The following is a 17326-nucleotide window of genomic DNA, read 5'->3' on the forward strand; positions in this document are numbered from 1 at the left end:
GATGAAGTCTGAGATGAAGGCCGAAACCGGCAGCGGCGCGGGCGCCCCGCTTCTCGACGTGCGCCACCTCTCCACCGAGTTCCGGCTGAAGGGCAAGGGCTTTTTCCCCAAGGTCCAGACCCTGAAGGCGGTGCGTGACGTGTCCTTCACGGTGCGCGAGGGCGAAACGCTCGGCATCGTCGGAGAATCTGGCTGCGGCAAGTCCACGCTCGGCCGCTCCATTCTGCGCCTCATCGAGCCGACCGAGGGGCAGGTCGTCTGGCAGGGGCGCAATCTCGCCGAGCTTTCCGCCGCCGACATGCGCGCGGCGCGGCGCGATCTCTCGATCATCTTCCAGGACCCGATCGCCTCGCTCGACCCTCGCATGACGGTGGGCGACATCATCTCCGAGCCCTTGCGCGTCGCCGAGCCGGGCCTGTCCCGGCGCGAGCGCCGGGCGAGGGTGGAAAAGGTCATGGAGGAGGTCGGCCTCGTCGCCGACATGATCAACCGCTATCCGCACGAGTTCTCCGGCGGGCAGGCGCAGCGCATCGGTATCGCGCGGGCCATCATCACCGAGCCCAAGCTCATCGTCTGCGACGAGCCGGTCTCGGCGCTCGACGTGTCGATCCAGGCGCAGATCGTCAATCTCCTGGCCGACCTTCGCCGCCGTCGCGGCCTGACCCTGCTCTTCATCAGCCACGACCTGTCCGTCGTGCGCCTCGTGTCGGACCGCATCCTGGTTCTCTATCTCGGCCGCGTGGTGGAGGAGGGGACGCGCGCGGAAGTCTTCGAGAACCCCGCGCATCCCTATGCCCGGGCGCTCCTCTCGGCCGCGCCGATCCCCGACCCCGCCATCGCGCGCACGCGCCGTCGCACGGTGCTGCAGGGCGACCCGCCCTCGCCGGTGAACCCGCCGTCCGGCTGCGCCTTTCGCACCCGCTGCCCGATCGCGGAACCCGTCTGCACCGAGGTCCCGCCCGAGCTCACCCCCGTCTCCGACACGCATCGCGCCGCCTGTCATTTCGCGGGCGACGAGGCCGCGCGGCGGATGAAGGATAGGCAAGCGCCGCCGCTGGAAGCCTTGGCGGGATGAGGTCGAACTGACACCGCGGAGAGCCTCGGCTCGGCGCCTATCCCGTAGCAAGCCCGTCGTCTCGTCCTCGTCACAGACAAGTGCTACCTCCGAGGCCCTTTGGATCGGGAGGCGGGGCGCATGGATGGGGAGAGAATGGATGCCAAGGCGGTGGCCGCGCATTGGGAGAGCAATGCGGCGACCTGGACGGCCCTGTCCCGCGCCGGGCATGACCGATACCGCGACGCGCTGAACACGCCGGCCTTTCTCGCCCTGTTGCCCCCGGTCGAGGGGCTGAAGGGGCTGGACCTCGGCTGCGGGGAGGGCACCAACACGCGGGCCGTCGCGCGGCTGGGGGCTGCCATGACCGGGCTCGACATCGCGCCGACCTTTCTGCAGCACGCCCGCGAAACGGAAGCCGCGGACCCGCTCGACATCCGCTATGTCCTGGGCGACGGGCTGATCCTGCCGTTCGAAGGCGGGAGCTTCGACTTCGTCACGGCCTTCATGTCGATGATGGACATGGCCGATCAGGCCGAGGTGCTGAAGGAAGTGGCCCGTGTCCTGAAGCCGGGTGGCTTCCTGCAGTTCTCGATCCTGCATCCCTGCTTCGTGCCGCCCAGGCGCCGCAACATCCGCAACGAACGCGGCGAGGCGGTTGCGGTCGAACTCGCGGATTACTTCAATGAAACGGGCGGGCGCGTCGAGCGCTGGCTCTTCTCGGGCGTCTCCGACGAGGAGCGCGCGGGGCTCGAACCCTTCTCCGTTCCCCGCTTTCACCGGACACTCTCGTCCTGGGTGGCGATGCTGGTGGGGGCGGGGCTCTCCATTCAAGCCTTCGGGGAGCCCATGGCGTCGGAGGAGGTAGCTTGCGCCGAACCGATCGTGGCCGACACCCGCGTCGCGCCGATCTTCCTGCATGTCCGGGCCGGGCGCGGCTGAGCGCGCTCGCTTCGTGGTTCGAAAACGAAAAGGCCGGCGCCCCGAAGGGTGCCGGCCTTTCGCTTGGGATGGGATCGGCCGCGTGTCAGGCCGCCATCATCGCCGGTTCAGGCGTCTTGGCGCCGGTCATCAGCGCCACGGCGTCGGACATGGTGATGGTCTTGGGGTCCACGACGCAGAGGCGCTTGGACAGGCGGTGGATGTGGATGCGGTCGGCGATCTCGAAGACATGCGGCATGTTGTGCGAGATCAGGACGATCGGCAGGCCGCGCGAGCGCACCTCGAGGATGAGGTCGAGAACCTTTCGCGATTCCTTGACGCCGAGCGCGGCGGTGGGCTCGTCGAGGATCAGAACCTTGGAGCCGAAGGCGGCGGCGCGCGCCACCGCCACGCCCTGGCGCTGGCCGCCGGACAGCGTTTCCACCGCCTGGTCGATGTTCTGAATCGTCATCAGGCCAAGCTCGGTGAGCTTTTCGCGGGCGATCTTGCGCATCTTCGGCTTGTCGAGCATCCGGAACCAGTCCCCCATCGGGCCGGTTCGGCGGATCTCGCGGCCGAGGAACATGTTGTCGGCGATCGAAAGGGCCGGCGACAGCGCGAGCTGCTGGTAGACCGTCTCGATGCCGGCGTCGCGCGCCGACTGCGGATTGGCGAAGGAGACCGGCTTGCCGTCGAGCAGGATCTCGCCCGCATCCGGGTTCACCGCGCCCGACAGGGCCTTGATCAGGGTCGACTTGCCGGCGCCGTTGTCGCCGATCACGGCGAGGATTTCGCCGGGATAGAGGTCGAAGTCGGCGTTGTCGATGGCGACGACGCGGCCGTAGCTCTTGCGCAGGTTGCGGGCGCGAAGGACGGGTTGGGTGCCGAGATGGGACATGTCAGGCCGATACCTTCCGGATCCACTGGTCGGCCGCGACGGCCAGGATGATGAGGGCCCCGACGGTGAGGCGCGTCCATTGCGGGTCGGTGCCGTAAATGCGCAGGCCCATGGCGAAGACGCCGACGATCAGGGCGCCGACCAGCGTGCCGATCACCGACCCGCGTCCGCCGAAGAGCGAGGTGCCGCCGATGACCACCGCCGTGATGGCCTGGATGTTGGCCTCATAGCCCGATGTCGGGGAGACCGAGCCGATGCGCCCGATCAGGGCCCAGCCGGCAAAGGCGCAGATCAGACCCGACACGGCGTAGACCGAGATCAGAACGCGGCTGGAGCTGATGCCCGACAGGCGCGCTGCGTCCTCGTCGTCGCCGATGGCGTAGACATGTCGGCCCCAGGCCGTGTTGTTGAGGATGTAGTAGAACAGCGCCACGAGAAGCAGCACCGAGACCACGGCATAGGTGAACACCGCGCCGCCGATCTGGAACGTGTTGCCAAGGAACTGCAGAAGCGGCGCCGCCGCCTCCACGTCCTGCGCGCGGATCGTGGCGTTCTGCGTGTAGATGAAGTTGACCGCCTCGAACACGAACCACATGCCCAGCGTCACGATGAAGGGCGGCAGCTTGACCTTGGCGACGAGCACGCCGTTCACCGCGCCGCAGAACGTGCCGACGGCAAAGCCGATCAGGAGCGCCAGCGGGGCCGGCACGCCGTTCACCACCGCCAGATTGCCCATGATCACCGAGGAAAGGACCATGATCGCGCCCACCGAAAGGTCGATGCCGGCGGTGAGGATGATGAGGGTCTGCGCCACGCCGACGATGCCGACGATCGCCACCTGCTGAAGGATCAGCGTCATGGTGAAGGCGTTGAAGAAGCGGCCGCCGATCAGCGAGCCGAAAATGCCGATGCCGACCAGAAGGACGATCACCGGAACCATGGTCGGATTGCCATGGAGGAAATGCTGGAGATGCTGGAGCGGGGTGCGACCGTGACCGGAAAACTCGGCGACGCGCGTGTCGCTCTTGTCGAGCTGCTGCTCGAAGTCGCTGCCCTTGCGGGTGGATGTTTCGCTCATGCGCCGGAGCCTCCTGAGGGGGTGAGGTCGTTCGTGCGGGGCTGCCGCCCCGATCCCCGCCCGGGAACGGCGTTCCCGGACCCTTGCCCATTTTTTGGAACTTTCCCCGATCCGGCAGGGCCGCCGGCCCTGCCGGATCGGGGACACATCGCAAAATGGCGTGGGGTCCAGGGGACATCATGTCCCCTGGTGGGGTGCAGGGGCTTAAGCCCCTGCGTTGCGGCCGATCAGCCCCAGCAGGCCTTGGAGGCGGCGGCGGAGTCCATCGACTTCACGCCGTCGACCGGCTTGTCGGTGACGAGGTCGACGCCCGTGTTGGTGATGTCGAGACCGGCCGAGGCTTCCGGCTTCTTGCCCGATTCCACGAAGGTCTTGACCGCTTCCACGCCCATCGCCGCCATTTTCAGCGGGTACTGCATGGAGGTCGCGCCGATCACGCCGGCCTTGACGTTGGCGATGCCGGGGCAGCCGCCGTCGACGGAGACGATCGTCACCTTGTCGGCGACGCCGAGGCTCTTCAGCGCTTCGTAGGCGCCGGCGGCGGCCGGCTCGTTGATCGTGTAGACGAGGTTGATCGAAGGATCCTTCTGGAGAAGGTTCTCCATGGCCTGACGGCCGCCTTCCTCGTTGCCGTTGGTCACGTCATGGCCGACGATACGCTTGTCGCTTTCGTCGCCGACGATCGCCTTGTCCTTCACGTCGATGCCGAAGCCCTGCATGAAGCCCTGGTCGCGCAGGACGGCGACGGAGGGCTGCTGCGGGGTGAGGTCGAGGAAGGCGATCTTGGCGTTGGCGGCTTCAGCGCCCATCTTGGCCTTGGCCCACTGGCCGATCAGCACGCCGGCTTCGTAATTGTCGGTCGCGAAGGTGGCGTCGGCCGAGGCCAGCGGCTCCAGCGGCGTGTCGAGCGCGATCACGATGAGGCCGGCGTCGCGCGCCTTCTTCACGGTCGGCACGATGCCCTTGGTATCGGAGGCCGCGATCAGAATGCCCTTGGCGCCACCGGCGATGCAGCTCTCGATCGCCTGGACCTGGCTGTCGGAATCGCCGTCCACGCGGCCGGCATAGGACTGGAGGTTGATGCCCAGTTCCTTGGCCTTGGCCTCGGCGCCTTCCTTCATCTTCACGAAGAACGGGTTGGTGTCGGTCTTGGTGATGAGACAGACCGTCGTGGCGCCCTGGGCCGAAGCCGTGCCGGACAGCGCGAGAAGGCCGAAGGCGCCCACGGCGGCGGACGCGAAGAGATGACGCAGATTCACCAGAAATCCTCCCGAAACAGACCGGTCCCGCTCGGGCGACACGGCCCGATCCCAGCCTCCACGCCGGGATCGAATGACCCAAGCTGACACGATCCCAAGTTGCCTGTCAATCAATAACTCACATGGATTTATTTATTGACACCTCGGTAAGGTCTCCGTCATGGTCGCGTCACGAACCGCGTAAGAGACTGTTTGACAACTCGGCGGCGGAGAAGCGCCGAGAGGCCGACCCGGCCGGGTTGTCACACAGTCTCTAGGGGCAGGGCGGACGTCGACGGGGAGGGTCGGCCTTTGGGTGTGGATGCGGCGACGACATCGGTCGCGGACGGCCGCTCGGTCGAGCGGGACGAATCGCTTCGCGGATCGAACCAAGCGGGACTGCGCGCCCACAACGAGCGGGCCGTGCTTTCGCTCATCCGCCGACACGGGGAACTGGCGAAATCCGAGATCGCGCGCCTGTCGCGCCTGTCGCCGCAGACGGCCTCCGTCATCATGCGTTCGCTGGAGGCGGACGGGCTGGTTCTGGCGGGCGAGCCGCGGCGCGGCCGCGTCGGGCAGCCCTCCGTTCCCATGCGGCTCAATCCGGACGGCGCCTTCGCGCTCGGCCTCAAGCTCGGCCGGCGCACCAGCGAGATGGTGCTGATGGATTTCGTCGGCCGCGTGCGCGAGAGCCGGGCCATCCTTTATCGCTTCCCCCGCCGAACCGAGGTCATGCGCTTCGTGGAGAAGGCGAGCGTCGAACTGCGCCAGTCGCTCTCGCCCGTCCATCGCCGGCGCATCGTGGGCCTGGGCGTCGGCATGCCCTTCGAGATTTGGTCCTGGGGCGAGGCCAACGGCGCGCCGCCGGGCGAGATGGAGGATTGGCGCAGCGTCGATTTCGGCGCCGAACTGGAGCAGGCGACGGGCGAATCCGTCTTCATCGCCAACGACGTGACCGCTGCCTGCGGCGCCGAACAGGCCTTCGGCACGGATGTCTCGGCCAATTTCGTCTATTTCTTCGTGGGCGCCTTTGTCGGCGGGGGCATCGTGATGGACGGCGCGCTGGTGCCGGGGCGGCTCGGCAATGCCGGCGCGCTCGGCTCCATGCCGGTGCCGACGCGTATCGGCGAGCGGCGCCAGCTTGTCCATGTCGCCTCGATCCATGTGCTGGAGCGCATGGTCGAGGCCTCGGGCCGCTCGGCCGTCGAGCTATGGCGGCGCGACGCGGACTGGACCGATCTCGGACCTCTTCTGGACGAATGGATCGGCATCGCCGCCGAGGGGCTCGCCCATGCCATCGCCGCCTCGATCGCGGTCTATGATTTCGAGCGCGCGGTGATCGACGGCAGCTTTCCCGCCGCCGTGCGCGCCCGGCTGGTGGACGCCACGCGCCAGGCGCTGAGCGATTTCGATTTCCAGGGCCTGCAGCCGATCGCGGTCACTGAAGGCTCGATCGGCCGCTCGGCGCGCGAGGTCGGCTCGGCCAGCCTGCCCTTCTTCGCCAAGTTCCTGCTCGACCACCGGGTTCTCCTGGCCGAGCGATAGGGATCGCTCTCAATCGGCCGCCGGCCGCACCTTGAGAAGCGAGCCCTGCACCGATTCGATCACGACCGGAGCTCCGACGGGCAGGTCCGGCCCTTCGGCGCTCCACCAGCCATCATCCACGGCGACGCGCCCGCGCCCGCCCTCGATCGCCTCGCTGACCTTCGCCCGGCGCCCGACAAGCCGGAGCCCCGGCTCGTTGAGCGGCGCTCCGCCCGCCCGGCGGGCGCGCTGGCCGTAGAAGCGATGGCCGATCAGGGCCGCGACGCCGGACACCACGGCGAAGCCGACGAGCTGGCTCTGCCAGCTGAGATCGGGAAGCCAGAGCGCGTTGGCGCCGACCACGATCGCGCCGATTCCCAGAAACAGGAGATAGACGCCCGGCAGCAGAAGCTCGCCCAAAAGGAGCAGCACGCCGAGAAGCCACCAGCCATAGCTCGACACGAGGCCCGCCATGGCGCTCAGGCCTCGGGCCGGGGAAACACGACGCCGCGCCCGGCGGTGGACGAGGGGGACGATGATTGCCCCGCCGGGGAGGCGGCCGGCCGGGATTGGCCCGCCAGGGAGGCGGGGGAGGGCTTGGCGGAGGCAGCTCTCGCCGCGCCGCCGGGCTCCGGGCGGTTCTCGGGAAAGCTCGCGCGCGCCAGTTCCGCGATGCCGCCGAGCGAGCCGATGAGCGAGGAGGCTTCGAGCGGCATCAGGATGACACGCTGGTTGGGCGCGGACGCCAGCTTCGACAGGGCTTCGGTGTAGCGCTGGGCGATGAAGTAGTTGATCGCCTGCACGTCGCCGGCCGCGATCGCCTCGGAGACCATCTGCGTCGCCTTGGCCTCGGCCTCGGCCAGACGCTCGCGCGCCTCCGCCTCGCGATAGGCCGCCTCGCGCTTGCCCTCCGCCTCCAGGATCTGCGCCTGCTTCTCACCCTCGGCGCGCAGGATCTTGGCCGCCCTCGCGCCCTCGGCCTCCAGGATTTCGGCGCGCTTCTCGCGCTCGGCCATCATCTGCCGGCCCATGGATTCCACCAGCTTGGCCGGCGGGTTGATGTCCTTGATCTCGATGCGGGTGATCTTGATGCCCCAGGCGTGGGCCGCCTGGTCCACCACGCGCAGGATGCGCTCGGAAATGGCGTCGCGGTTCGACAGGAGATCGTCGAGGTCCATCGAGCCCATGACCGAGCGCAGGTTGGTCATCACCAGATTGAGGACGGCGTTCTGCAGGTTCGCCACCTCATAGGCCGCCGAGGCGGCGTCGAGGATCTGATAGAAGGCGACGCCGTCGGCGGCGACGGAGGCGTTGTCGCGGGTGATGACCTCCTGCGTGGGGACGTCGAGCACCTGCTCCATCATGTTGATCCGCCGGCCGATGCGCTCGACGAAGGGCACGATGAGGTTGAGCCCGGGCGTCAGCGTGCGCACGTAGCGGCCGAAATTCTCGACCGTGTAGTTGTAGCCCTGCGGCACGATCTTGACCGTCGAGGCCAGGACCACGAGCACCGCGAAGGCGGCCACCACCACGAGCACGCTGCCCAGCCCGAACTCCGCTCCCATCGAAAACCCGTTCATCCCTGCCTCGCTCTACTCGACTTCGCGGATGCGCCCGTCCGTATAGGGCTTGTAGGGCGCGTTCTTGGCCTGGAGATAGCTGACCACCGCTTCCTCCATGTTCGGACCGTAATCATAAGCGTTCACGGCCTTTTCCGCGAAGGTCTTGTAGCCATCGCCGCCCTGGCGCAGGAAGTTGTTGGAAACGACGGTATAGGTGGCGGCGGGGTCGATCGGCACCCACTGGCCGCCCGCGTCCTTGACGCGCACCGCCTTCACGCGATCGACGCCCGGCTGGCCCTTGCGCGACCAGTCGAACTGGAGGCCGGCGACCTGCGGGAAGCGGCCTGCGCCGTCCTCGACCTGGCTGACGCCGTTTTCCAGCGCAGCCTTGATGTCGGCGCCGGTGAGTTGGAAGGTCGCGATCGTGTTCTGGAACGGCAGGACGGTGAGGATTTCGCCCATCGTCACGTCGCCCGCGTCGATCGAGGCGCGCACATTGCCGCCATTGCCGATGGCGATGGTGACGCCCTGGTCCTTGGTGCGGTCGAGCAGCGCGTCGGCCACGAGATCGCCCATGGCGCATTCGGCCTTGCGGCAGGTCTCGCGCGCGCCGTCGATCGGCTCGGCGGTCTGGGCCACGACCTTGTTGCGGATTTCCTCCAAGGGCTTGGCGAGTTCGGCGACGCGCGCCACAAAGCTTTCATCTTCCGGCACCGAGGCGTCGAGCAGGATCGGCGCCCCTTCCGCCTTCGTCACATGGCCTTCGTCGTCGAAGCTCACGTCCAGCTTGCCGAGATATTTCGAATAGGCATAGGCCTGGACGATCGGCACTTCGCGCCCGTCCGGCCCCTTGACGCGGGTCGGATAAGGACCGGCGGCCTTGGGGTCGGTGCTGGACAGGAGCGTGTGCGAATGGCCGCCGACGATCACGTCGAGGCCCGGCACCTCGGCCGCGAGGCGCTTGTCCACCTCGTAGCCGGAATGGCTGAGGAGGATGATCTTGTTGACGCCCTCGGCCGTCAGCTTTTCCGCCTCGCGCTTGGCCGCTTCCACCGGGTCGGTGAAGGTGATGGACTTGCCGGCGGCGGTCAGCTCCTGGTTGTCGCGCGGGGTGAGGCCGATGATCCCGATGCGCTCGCCGTCCTTCTCGATCACGGTCGAGGGTTTGACGAGCTCGGCGAGCTCCGGCTCGCGGGCGAGATCGGCGTTGGCCATGAGCATGGGAAACTTCACCGCGCCGGCAAAGCTCTGTATCACCGGCACGCCGTCGTCGAACTCGTGATTGCCGACCGCCATGGCCTCGAAGCCGATGCGGTTCATGAACTCGGCCGAGTCCTTGTCCTTGTAGTAGGTGTAGAAGAGCGAGCCCTGGCTCTGGTCTCCCGCGTCGAGAAGCAGGACGGGGCGGCTGCCGGCTGCCTTGCGCTCGGCCGCGACGGCGGAGGCGATGCGCGCGATGCCGCCGAAGCAGCTCTTTTCCGCCGCCTCCTTGGCCGAGCAGGGGCCGTCATACTTGTTGATCGGCTCGACCCGGCTGTGAAAATCGTTGATGTGCAGGATGGTCAGGTCGAAGGCCTGGGCGGGCAGGGCGGTGCCGGCGGCGAGAAGGGCGGCGAGACCGAAGAGGCAGGATTTCATGAGGCAGGGGTCCTTCGGATGCGGTCGGGCGGGGCCTTTGCATGATTCCCAGCCCGCGCGCCGTTTGGGAAGCCCGTTCCTCGCAGCTTTCGGTAAAGTCCGTTTGACAGGCGCCCGGCCATGCCCGACACAGCTTTCCCGACCCGTCTTACTCAAGACCGTATGCGAGGGGAGCGTCCCATGTCCGATTACGTCGAGCTTCATGGCCTGAAGGTCTCGCCCATCCTCAAGGATTTCGCCGAGACCGAGGCGCTGCCGGGAACCGGCATCGAGCCCGACCGCTTCTGGCACGCGCTCGCCGATCTCCTGACCGACCTCGCCCCGCGCAACCGCGAGCTTCTCCAGCGCCGCGACGAGCTGCAGGCTCAGATCGACGCCTGGTGCCGCGAGCACAAGGGCGCGGCGGTGGACGGCGCGGAGGCCGAGAGCTTCCTGCGCGAGATCGGCTATCTCGTGCCCGAAGGCCCGGCCTTTTCGGTCGAGACCGCCAATGTCGATCCCGAGATCGCCACCATCGCCGGACCGCAGCTCGTCGTGCCGGTGCTGAACGCCCGCTTCGCGCTGAACGCGGCGAACGCGCGTTGGGGTTCGCTCTACGACGCGCTCTACGGCACCGACGCCATTTCCGACGAGGGCGGCGCCGAGCGCGGCAAGGGCTACAACGCGCAGCGCGGCGCCAAGGTCGTCGCTTGGGCGCGCGACTTCCTCGACCGCGCCGTGGCGCTGAACGGCGCCTCCTGGCGCGACGCCAAAAGCTTCGAGATCGAGAACGGCCGGCTCTGCGCGCGCCTGGGCGACGCGCGCCTCGTGCCGCTGGCCGACCCCGCTGCCTTCGCCGGCTACAAGGGCGAGGTGTCGAGCCCGACCGGGCTGCTCCTGCGCAACAACGGCCTGCACCTCGAAATCGTCATCGACCGCACGTCCGCGATCGGACGCACCGACCATGCCGGCATTTCCGACGTGCTGCTCGAAAGCGCGGTGACGACGATCCAGGATTGCGAGGATTCCGTCGCGGCGGTGGACGCCGAGGACAAGGCGGCTGTCTATCGTAACTGGCTGGGTCTGATGCGGGGCGACCTCGTCGAAACCTTCCAGAAGGGCGGCGAGACCGTGACCCGCCGCCTGGAGGCGGACCGAACCTACACCGCGCCGGACGGCTCGACGCTCACCCTGCCGGGCCGCTCGCTCATGCTGGTGCGCAATGTCGGCCACCTCATGACCAACCCCGCCGTGCTCCTGGCCGATGGCTCGGAGGCGCCCGAAGGTCTGCTCGACGCGCTGTTCACCGTCACGATCGCGCTGCACGACCTGCAGAAGACCGAAGGCCCGCGCAACAGCCGAGCCGGCTCGGTCTATATCGTGAAGCCCAAGATGCACGGGCCGGACGAGGTGGAGTTCGCCGACGAAATCTTCGCCCGCGTCGAGGCCGCGCTGGGCCTCGAGCCCAACACGGTGAAGATGGGCATCATGGATGAGGAGCGCCGCACCACGGCCAACCTCAAGGAGTGCATCCGCCGGGCGCGCCGCCGCGTCGTCTTCATCAACACCGGCTTCCTCGACCGGACCGGCGACGAGATGCACACGTCGATGGAACTCGGCCCCATGATCCGCAAGGGCGACATGAAGGCCTCAACCTGGATCAAGGCCTACGAGGACCGCAATGTCGACACCGGCCTTGCCTGCGGCCTGAAGGGGCATGCGCAGATCGGCAAGGGCATGTGGGCCATGCCCGACAAGATGGCCGCGATGCTGGAGCAGAAGATCGGCCATCCCAAGGCCGGCGCCAACACGGCTTGGGTGCCATCGCCTACCGCCGCGACGCTGCACGCCACGCATTATCACGAGGTGGATGTCGCCGAGGTGCAGGCCAAGCTCGAGGGCCACCCGCGCACCCAGCTCACCGACATCCTCACCATTCCCGTCGCCGTGCGCCCGAACTGGACGCCCGAGGATGTGCAGGCCGAGCTCGACAACAACGCGCAGGGCATTCTCGGCTATGTCGTGCGCTGGGTGGATGCCGGCGTCGGCTGTTCCAAGGTGCCAGACATCAACAATGTCGGCCTGATGGAAGACCGCGCCACCTGCCGCATCTCCTCGCAGCACATCGCCAACTGGCTGCTGCACGGCGTCGTCACGCAGGCGCAGGTGGTGGAGACGATGAAGCGCATGGCCGCCGTGGTGGATGGGCAGAACGCGGGCGATCCGCTCTATCAGCCGATGGCGCCCGAGTTCGACCGCTCCATCGCCTTCCAGGCGGCGCTCGATCTCGTGCTCAAGGGCCGTGAGCAGCCGAACGGCTATACCGAGCCGGTCCTGCACCGCCGCCGCCTGGAGAAGAAGGCCGACGCGCGCCGCGCCTGAGCTATCGACGCCGAGCGCTCCCTCGGGGGGCCTCGGCTCTCCTCGTTCGTCACACCGAGCGGTCGAGTCGCTTGCGATCTGAGTCGCTGCCTGATCGAAACCGGCGACGTTCTTCCCTTGTGATCCGACAATACCCGCGATGATGTTCGAGCTTTGGCCCTATCTCGCGGTGTTCTCCAGCGGCTTCGTCGCGGCGACGCTTTTTCCCGCCTCGTCGGAGGCGGTGCTGGCGGGCTTGCTCGTGAGCGGCGAGGGTGATGCGGCCGGGCTGGTGGCGGCCGCGACGCTGGGCAACACGCTGGGCGCGGTGTTCAACTGGGGCTGCGGCCGGGCTCTGGCGCATTACCGCGATCGCAGCTGGTTTCCCGCCAAGGGCGCACAACTCGCGCGCGCCGAGCGTCAGTTCAAGCGCTTCGGCCTGCCCTCGCTCCTCTTCGCCTGGCTTCCCGTCGTGGGCGACGCGTTGACCGTCATCGCCGGACTGCTGCATGTCCGGCTGGTCTGGTTCGTGCCGCTCGTGGGCGTCGGCAAAGGCGCGCGCTATATCGCGGTGGCGGCCGCAACGCTCGGCCTCTGGGGCGGCTGACGCGCCCCTCGCGCGTGGAGGCTCGGGTATGGACTGGACGGCGCCGATCGATGCCTATTGCGAGCGCTTGAGTCCCGGCTTCTGGGCGGAGCCGGTGAATGCGCTCAGCAATGCCGCCTTTCTGCTCGCCGCCCTCTGGGCCTTCGCGCGCTGGCGGCGGCAGGGGCGGGGCGACGGCGCGGTGCTCATGCTGATCGCCCTCGTCGCCGTGATCGCGCTCGGCTCCTTCCTGTTCCACACCTTCGCCAATCGCTGGTCGGCCCTGGCCGACGTGCTGCCGATCGCGCTGTTCATCTACGGTTTCTTTGCGCTGGCGCTGCATCGTCTGGTCGGCCTCCGGCTGACCGCCAGCCTTTTTGGCACGCTTGCCTTCGCGCTGGCGGGCCAGTTCGGCGCGCCGCTGGCCGAGCCGCTTCTCGGCTCCTCCGCCGCCTACTTGCCGGCCCTGCTGGCGCTTCTCGGCATCGGCGCCTGGCTGGTGTGGGAAGGGCGGCCGGGCGGGCGAGGGCTGCTTTGGGCCGCCGGAATCTTCACCCTCTCGCTCGCCTTCCGCATGATGGACGAGCCGCTTTGCCCTCGCTGGCCGCTCGGCACGCATTTCCTCTGGCATGGGCTGAACGCGCTGGTGCTGGCGCTCTGCCTGCGCGTCGCGCTGCGCCGGCTCGAGCCTCGCCAAGAGACTGTTTGACAACCCGGTCGGGTCGGTCCGCCAGCGTTTTTCGCCGTCGCCCGTCCCCATGGACCGTTGCCAATCCTTGTCGATGGCGCTGGCATCACTCTAGTTTGGCGCCTTGCGACACCGAAAAATCATCCCGCGGCCTTCCGCCGCCGAGTTGTCAAACAGTCTCTGAGTCGAAGGCCATAAACGAAAAAAGGCCGGGCGCTTCCCCCGAAGCGCCCGGCCAGAGCGGTCCCCCGCCCTTGAAACTGTGTCTTAGCTCTGCGGCGCCGAGCGGCGGTGATCCTCGAGCGTTTCCTTGCCCTGGAGCACGATGACGCGGGCGTTCATCGGAACGCGGTCATAGAGATCGACGATGTCCTGGTTCATCAGGCGGATGCAGCCCGAGGAGACCGACTTGCCGATCGACCACCATTCCGGCGTGCCGTGCAGGCGGAACAGCGTGTCCTTGTTGCCCTGGTAGAGATACAGGGCGCGGGCGCCGAGCGGGTTCTGCAGGCCGGGGTTCATGCCGACTTCGTTGCCGTAGGGCTTGAGCTCGGGGCGACGCGCGATCATCTCGACCGGCGGAAACCACTTCGGCCAGTGCTGCTTGTCCTTGATCTGAGCCTCGCCGGACCAGGCAAATCCCGCCTTGCCGACGCCGATGCCGTAGCGCATCGCCGTGCCGCGCGGCTCGACCACGTAGAGGAAGTGGTTGTTGGTGTCGACCACGACGGTGCCGGGCTCCAGGCCCTCGCCGTTGTAGACCACGCGCTGGCGCAGGAACTGCGCGTCGATCTTGTTGGCCGGGATCTTGGGAAGCTTGAAGCCGCCGTCCTCGAACGCGTCGTAGGCGGTCAGTTCGACCGGACCCAGGGGCCCGCCCGACTTGATCTCCTCCGCCGGCGCGACATAGGCCTGAGCCAACGGCGCGGTCTGGGAGATCGAGGCGCGCTGCTGTGTCGTGGTGCAGGCGCCCAGGGCAGCCATGGCAACGAGGCAAACGCCGAGGAGAAGCGGATTCGAGCGGGTCTTCATGAAACGTCCGGTGCAGGCTGCGGGGGTCGAGCGGCCAAGCAACGGCCCAAGTCCCCGGACAAGCGATCCCGATGGGGTTGCTTGTTCGTACGCCTCTGACCCATCGCTGGCAACGAGGGTAGTAGAGACCTTGTGTGGTTAAGATTTTGTTGTTGCGGTGCGAACACAGTTGACGATCCACAAGGCCGCGACATCTCTTGCCCTGTCCTGTGGAAACGGGGTGACACTCCGGGGGTTGGGATGAATATCGGAGAGGCTTCGCGGCGGTCCGGCCTGCCGCCGAAGACCATTCGCTATTACGAGGACGTGGGTCTCGTGCGGCCTGCGCGGGCGGCCAACGGCTATCGCGACTATGTCGAGCGCGACGTGCATGTCCTGCGCTTTCTTCAGCGCTCGCGCTCGCTCGGCTTCTCCATCGAAGAAGCGCGCAAGCTCCTGTCGCTCTATGCGGGGGAGGGGAGCCAGCGCGACGAGGTGCGCCGCCTCGCCAGCCGCCGCCTGGTCGAGATCGACCGCAAGATCGAGGAACTCCAGACCCTCAAGCGCTCGCTCGCCTCGCTGACGCAGGATTGCGAAAAGGGCCAGGGGCCGGACTGCCCGATTCTCGACGAGATCAGCGGCGAGCGCGCCCGCGTGGCCCAGCGCGCCACCGGCGCCTGAGCGCTCCGCTCCCGTTCCGGGGCCTCGCATCTCGTCCTTCGCGGCGAGGCCGCCGGTCCGGGCGTTTCCTTCGATATGCTCCCTGGTTGCGTGTCTTCGAGCTGTCATGGCCGAGGCGATCTATTGTCGCACTATTGGCTGAGCACCGATGATATCGTGCCGACGAGGCGAATCCTTACCCCATACGGGTGAAAATTCTTTGGGAGACTGACCAAATACGATTGACCAAGGCGTGAAGACGGAACAGGTTTTAGTCAAAATTTACACGTCTTAGGCGAATGGAAATGCCGCTCACAGCGATTCGGACATCCGTCGGTTGGGTTCCCACGGTCGCTCTTTCCTGGCTCTGGGGGCTGGGCTTCTTTTATTCGCTGCACATGGCGCGCAGCTATGGCTGGACGGGCTTCCTTGCCTTCGCTCTGCCCAACGCGCTGGGCCTCTTCCTGTTCGGTTGGGTGCTGGGACGGCGGGGACGCGACCCCGCCGCGCTCTTCTCCCGTCTTCAAGGACCCTTCGCCGGCCTCTTCCTGCTGGCGCAGGTGGCGGCGGTGGGCATCAGCCTCCACGCTTTCGTTTCCTATCTCGCGCCGCTCGGCGGCACGGCGGGCATGGCGCTTCTGGCGGGGCTGACACTGCTGGTCGCCTGCGCCACGGGGCAGGCCTTCTCGCTGCGCGTTCTGCGTTGGGCGCATGCCGTTTATCTTCCGCTTGGCATCGGCGCGGCGCTCTACGCGCTGTTTGCGCTGCGCGGCGCGCTCCCGCCCCTGCCGGAGGCGGTGCTGGGCTGGGACGGGCGCTTCTTCGGCCTGGTCGTGCCCTCGCTGGTGGGCTTTCTGCTCGGCCCCTGGACGGACGTCCAGCAGTGGCAGCGCGTCGTCGAGATCCATCGCTCCGGCGGCTCGCCGACGCTGAGCTACGGTCTCGGCTCGATCATGTTTCTCGGGCTGATCGGCCTCAATGCCGCTCTCGCCATGGCGGCGGGCATCGTGCCGCCACTCGCCTTCTTCGACGGAAGCTTCGGCGAGCAGGCGGCGGTGGCGACGGCCCTGGCCGGGGCGCCGAACACGCTGGCCGCAGTGGCTTTCGTGGTCTGGGCGACGATCGCGCTCCTGTCCACGGCGGACAGCAGCTACTGCGCCCTGCGCTGGCTTCTCACCTCGGTGACGGCCCGCAGCAAGAGTCCGCTTCTGGCCATCGTCCCTGCGGCGCTCGTCGCCTCGCCGCTTTGGGTGCTGGGTGCGGCCGTGGGGCTGGCCGCCCTTGGCGTCCAGTCGGACCTGCCGATGATCTATCTCATGGCGCCTTTCGCCACGCTCTTCGCCGGGCCGGCGGCCTCGCTGGTGGCGCGCGTCCTCGGGCGCGGCGGGCGCTACGATTCCACCCTCTGCTATCTCATCGGCCTCGCCGCGCTGCTTCTCTTCGCTCTTGGCTATGCCGGGCCGGTGCCGAGCCTCATGGCCCTTTCGGGACTCGTCGGTCTGGTCGGCGCGCTGCCCGTTCTTCTCGGCGAGCCGAAGGCGGCGGAGGTTCCGCTATCCACTGAGGGCACCGGCGCGGCGCCGCGTTTCACGCCGCTCGTGCCCGCGCAGCCCGTGGGCCATGTCGCGCAATTGTCGGCCGCGCACGGGTTCGACGGCGACTGGTTCGTCATGCGCATGACGCCGACCTATGACGACACGAATTCGGTCGGCAACGTCTACTTCGCCAATTACATGCGCTGGGTCGGCAAGGCGCGCGAGCTTTTCTTCAATCTCTGCATGCCGGAATTCAGTCTGGCCGACACGTCCTTCTATGTGCTGACGCGCTCGTTCCAGCACGACTTCCGCCGCGAGGCGCAGGAGTTCGAGCCGATCGTGGTGCGCATCCGCATCGCCTCGCACAATCGGAAATTCGTGACGCTGGAGCACGAGATCCACAGCGAGAACCATGGCCTTCTCGGGCGCGGCTCGCAGTCGCTGATGTTCGTGGACATCAAGGATTACCGTCCACTCGACATTCCCGGCAGCATCATTCGCGGCTTCCTGCCCTATTGGCCGAAGGGCTCCTCGATCACGGACCGCGTGCGCGAGGCCGGGCCGAGCCTGTCCGACGCGGTGATGTGACCCGA

Annotated in this window: 15 protein-coding genes; 8 read left to right on the forward strand and 7 right to left on the reverse strand. The window is 67.6% G+C overall.

Annotated elements, in window-relative coordinates; translation table 11 throughout:
- Position 1 precedes the first annotated feature (1 nt).
- Both M673_RS04995 and M673_RS05000 read left to right on the forward strand, forming a co-directional pair.
- The gene (locus M673_RS04995) at positions 2–1075 is read left to right on the forward strand and encodes an ABC transporter ATP-binding protein (protein ID WP_244493083.1); all 1074 of its coding nucleotides are present in this window, start codon (positions 2–4) and stop codon (positions 1073–1075) included.
- A gap of 135 nt (positions 1076–1210) precedes the next feature.
- A complete protein-coding gene (locus M673_RS05000; protein WP_061974116.1) occupies positions 1211–1996 on the forward strand; it encodes a class I SAM-dependent methyltransferase in 786 nt (261 codons plus the stop codon).
- A gap of 85 nt (positions 1997–2081) precedes the next feature.
- Here M673_RS05000 and M673_RS05005 read toward each other — a convergent pair whose 3' ends face one another.
- From M673_RS05005 to M673_RS05015, 3 genes are all read right to left on the reverse strand, one after another.
- Positions 2082–2873 (reverse strand): ATP-binding cassette domain-containing protein, encoded by a 792-nt coding sequence (locus tag M673_RS05005; protein ID WP_061974118.1) that lies wholly within the window; start codon positions 2871–2873, stop codon positions 2082–2084.
- A gap of 1 nt (position 2874) precedes the next feature.
- Positions 2875–3951: an ABC transporter permease gene (locus M673_RS05010; protein WP_061974120.1), complete on the reverse strand. Its 1077-nt coding sequence runs from the start codon at positions 3949–3951 to the stop codon at positions 2875–2877.
- Between the two features lie 227 nt (positions 3952–4178).
- Positions 4179–5204, reverse strand: a complete 1026-nt coding sequence (locus M673_RS05015) for a sugar ABC transporter substrate-binding protein (protein ID WP_374755547.1) — start codon at positions 5202–5204, stop codon at positions 4179–4181.
- Positions 5205–5507: 303 nt separating this feature from the next.
- Here M673_RS05015 and M673_RS05020 point away from each other — a divergent pair, with 303 nt between their 5' ends.
- A complete protein-coding gene (locus M673_RS05020) occupies positions 5508–6734 on the forward strand; it encodes an ROK family transcriptional regulator (protein WP_061977671.1) in 1227 nt (408 codons plus the stop codon).
- Positions 6735–6743: 9 nt separating this feature from the next.
- Here the strand turns inward: M673_RS05020 and M673_RS05025 are convergent, their stop codons facing one another.
- Genes M673_RS05025 through M673_RS05035 form a run of 3 tightly spaced genes read right to left on the reverse strand, consistent with a single transcriptional unit; the run spans position 6744 to position 9913 of the window.
- Positions 6744–7187, reverse strand: a complete 444-nt coding sequence (locus tag M673_RS05025; RefSeq protein WP_061974122.1) for an NfeD family protein — start codon at positions 7185–7187, stop codon at positions 6744–6746.
- A 5-nt stretch (positions 7188–7192) separates the two neighbouring features.
- Positions 7193–8293: an SPFH domain-containing protein gene (locus M673_RS05030; RefSeq protein ID WP_082639180.1), complete on the reverse strand. Its 1101-nt coding sequence runs from the start codon at positions 8291–8293 to the stop codon at positions 7193–7195.
- A 12-nt stretch (positions 8294–8305) separates the two neighbouring features.
- A complete protein-coding gene (locus tag M673_RS05035) occupies positions 8306–9913 on the reverse strand; it encodes a bifunctional metallophosphatase/5'-nucleotidase (RefSeq protein WP_061974124.1) in 1608 nt (535 codons plus the stop codon).
- A 180-nt stretch (positions 9914–10093) separates the two neighbouring features.
- On the opposite strand from M673_RS05035, the gene M673_RS05040 reads away from it, so the two are divergent.
- From M673_RS05040 to M673_RS05050, 3 genes are all read left to right on the forward strand, one after another.
- The gene (locus M673_RS05040) at positions 10094–12274 is read left to right on the forward strand and encodes a malate synthase G (RefSeq protein ID WP_061974126.1); all 2181 of its coding nucleotides are present in this window, start codon (positions 10094–10096) and stop codon (positions 12272–12274) included.
- Positions 12275–12413: 139 nt separating this feature from the next.
- Entirely contained in the window at positions 12414–12860 is a 447-nt protein-coding gene (locus M673_RS05045; RefSeq protein ID WP_061974128.1) for a YqaA family protein, read from the forward strand.
- Positions 12861–12888: 28 nt separating this feature from the next.
- Positions 12889–13548, forward strand: a complete 660-nt coding sequence (locus tag M673_RS05050) for a ceramidase domain-containing protein (RefSeq protein WP_061974129.1) — start codon at positions 12889–12891, stop codon at positions 13546–13548.
- Between the two features lie 246 nt (positions 13549–13794).
- Here M673_RS05050 and M673_RS05055 read toward each other — a convergent pair whose 3' ends face one another.
- A complete protein-coding gene (locus tag M673_RS05055; RefSeq protein ID WP_061974131.1) occupies positions 13795–14559 on the reverse strand; it encodes a L,D-transpeptidase in 765 nt (254 codons plus the stop codon).
- A gap of 240 nt (positions 14560–14799) precedes the next feature.
- Between M673_RS05055 and M673_RS05060 the strand changes: the two genes are divergently transcribed.
- Complete coding sequence (locus tag M673_RS05060) at positions 14800–15219, forward strand: MerR family transcriptional regulator (protein WP_061974133.1); 420 nt, start codon at positions 14800–14802, stop codon at positions 15217–15219.
- Positions 15220–15503: 284 nt separating this feature from the next.
- Positions 15504–17321, forward strand: coding sequence for an acyl-CoA thioesterase (locus M673_RS05065; protein ID WP_061977672.1), 1818 nt, complete (start codon positions 15504–15506; stop codon positions 17319–17321).
- Positions 17322–17326: the final 5 nt, after the last annotated feature.

The organism is Aureimonas sp. AU20 (assembly GCF_001442755.1).
Lineage (GTDB): Bacteria > Pseudomonadota > Alphaproteobacteria > Rhizobiales > Rhizobiaceae > Aureimonas.

What these genes read in the sequence shown, in the direction of transcription:
- M673_RS04995 (WP_244493083.1), top strand. Translation starts at nt 2, where the DNA reads ATGAAGTCTGAGATGAAGGCCGAAACCGGCAGCGGCGCGGGCGCCCCG.
- M673_RS05000 (WP_061974116.1), top strand. Translation starts at nt 1,211, where the DNA reads ATGGATGCCAAGGCGGTGGCCGCGCATTGGGAGAGCAATGCGGCGACC.
- M673_RS05005 (WP_061974118.1), bottom strand. Translation starts at nt 2,873, where the DNA reads ATGTCCCATCTCGGCACCCAACCCGTCCTTCGCGCCCGCAACCTGCGC.
- M673_RS05010 (WP_061974120.1), bottom strand. Translation starts at nt 3,951, where the DNA reads ATGAGCGAAACATCCACCCGCAAGGGCAGCGACTTCGAGCAGCAGCTC.
- M673_RS05025 (WP_061974122.1), bottom strand. Translation starts at nt 7,187, where the DNA reads ATGGCGGGCCTCGTGTCGAGCTATGGCTGGTGGCTTCTCGGCGTGCTG.
- M673_RS05030 (WP_082639180.1), bottom strand. Translation starts at nt 8,293, where the DNA reads ATGAACGGGTTTTCGATGGGAGCGGAGTTCGGGCTGGGCAGCGTGCTC.
- M673_RS05035 (WP_061974124.1), bottom strand. Translation starts at nt 9,913, where the DNA reads ATGAAATCCTGCCTCTTCGGTCTCGCCGCCCTTCTCGCCGCCGGCACC.
- M673_RS05040 (WP_061974126.1), top strand. Translation starts at nt 10,094, where the DNA reads ATGTCCGATTACGTCGAGCTTCATGGCCTGAAGGTCTCGCCCATCCTC.
- M673_RS05045 (WP_061974128.1), top strand. Translation starts at nt 12,414, where the DNA reads ATGATGTTCGAGCTTTGGCCCTATCTCGCGGTGTTCTCCAGCGGCTTC.
- M673_RS05050 (WP_061974129.1), top strand. Translation starts at nt 12,889, where the DNA reads ATGGACTGGACGGCGCCGATCGATGCCTATTGCGAGCGCTTGAGTCCC.
- M673_RS05055 (WP_061974131.1), bottom strand. Translation starts at nt 14,559, where the DNA reads ATGAAGACCCGCTCGAATCCGCTTCTCCTCGGCGTTTGCCTCGTTGCC.
- M673_RS05060 (WP_061974133.1), top strand. Translation starts at nt 14,800, where the DNA reads ATGAATATCGGAGAGGCTTCGCGGCGGTCCGGCCTGCCGCCGAAGACC.
- M673_RS05065 (WP_061977672.1), top strand. Translation starts at nt 15,504, where the DNA reads ATGCCGCTCACAGCGATTCGGACATCCGTCGGTTGGGTTCCCACGGTC.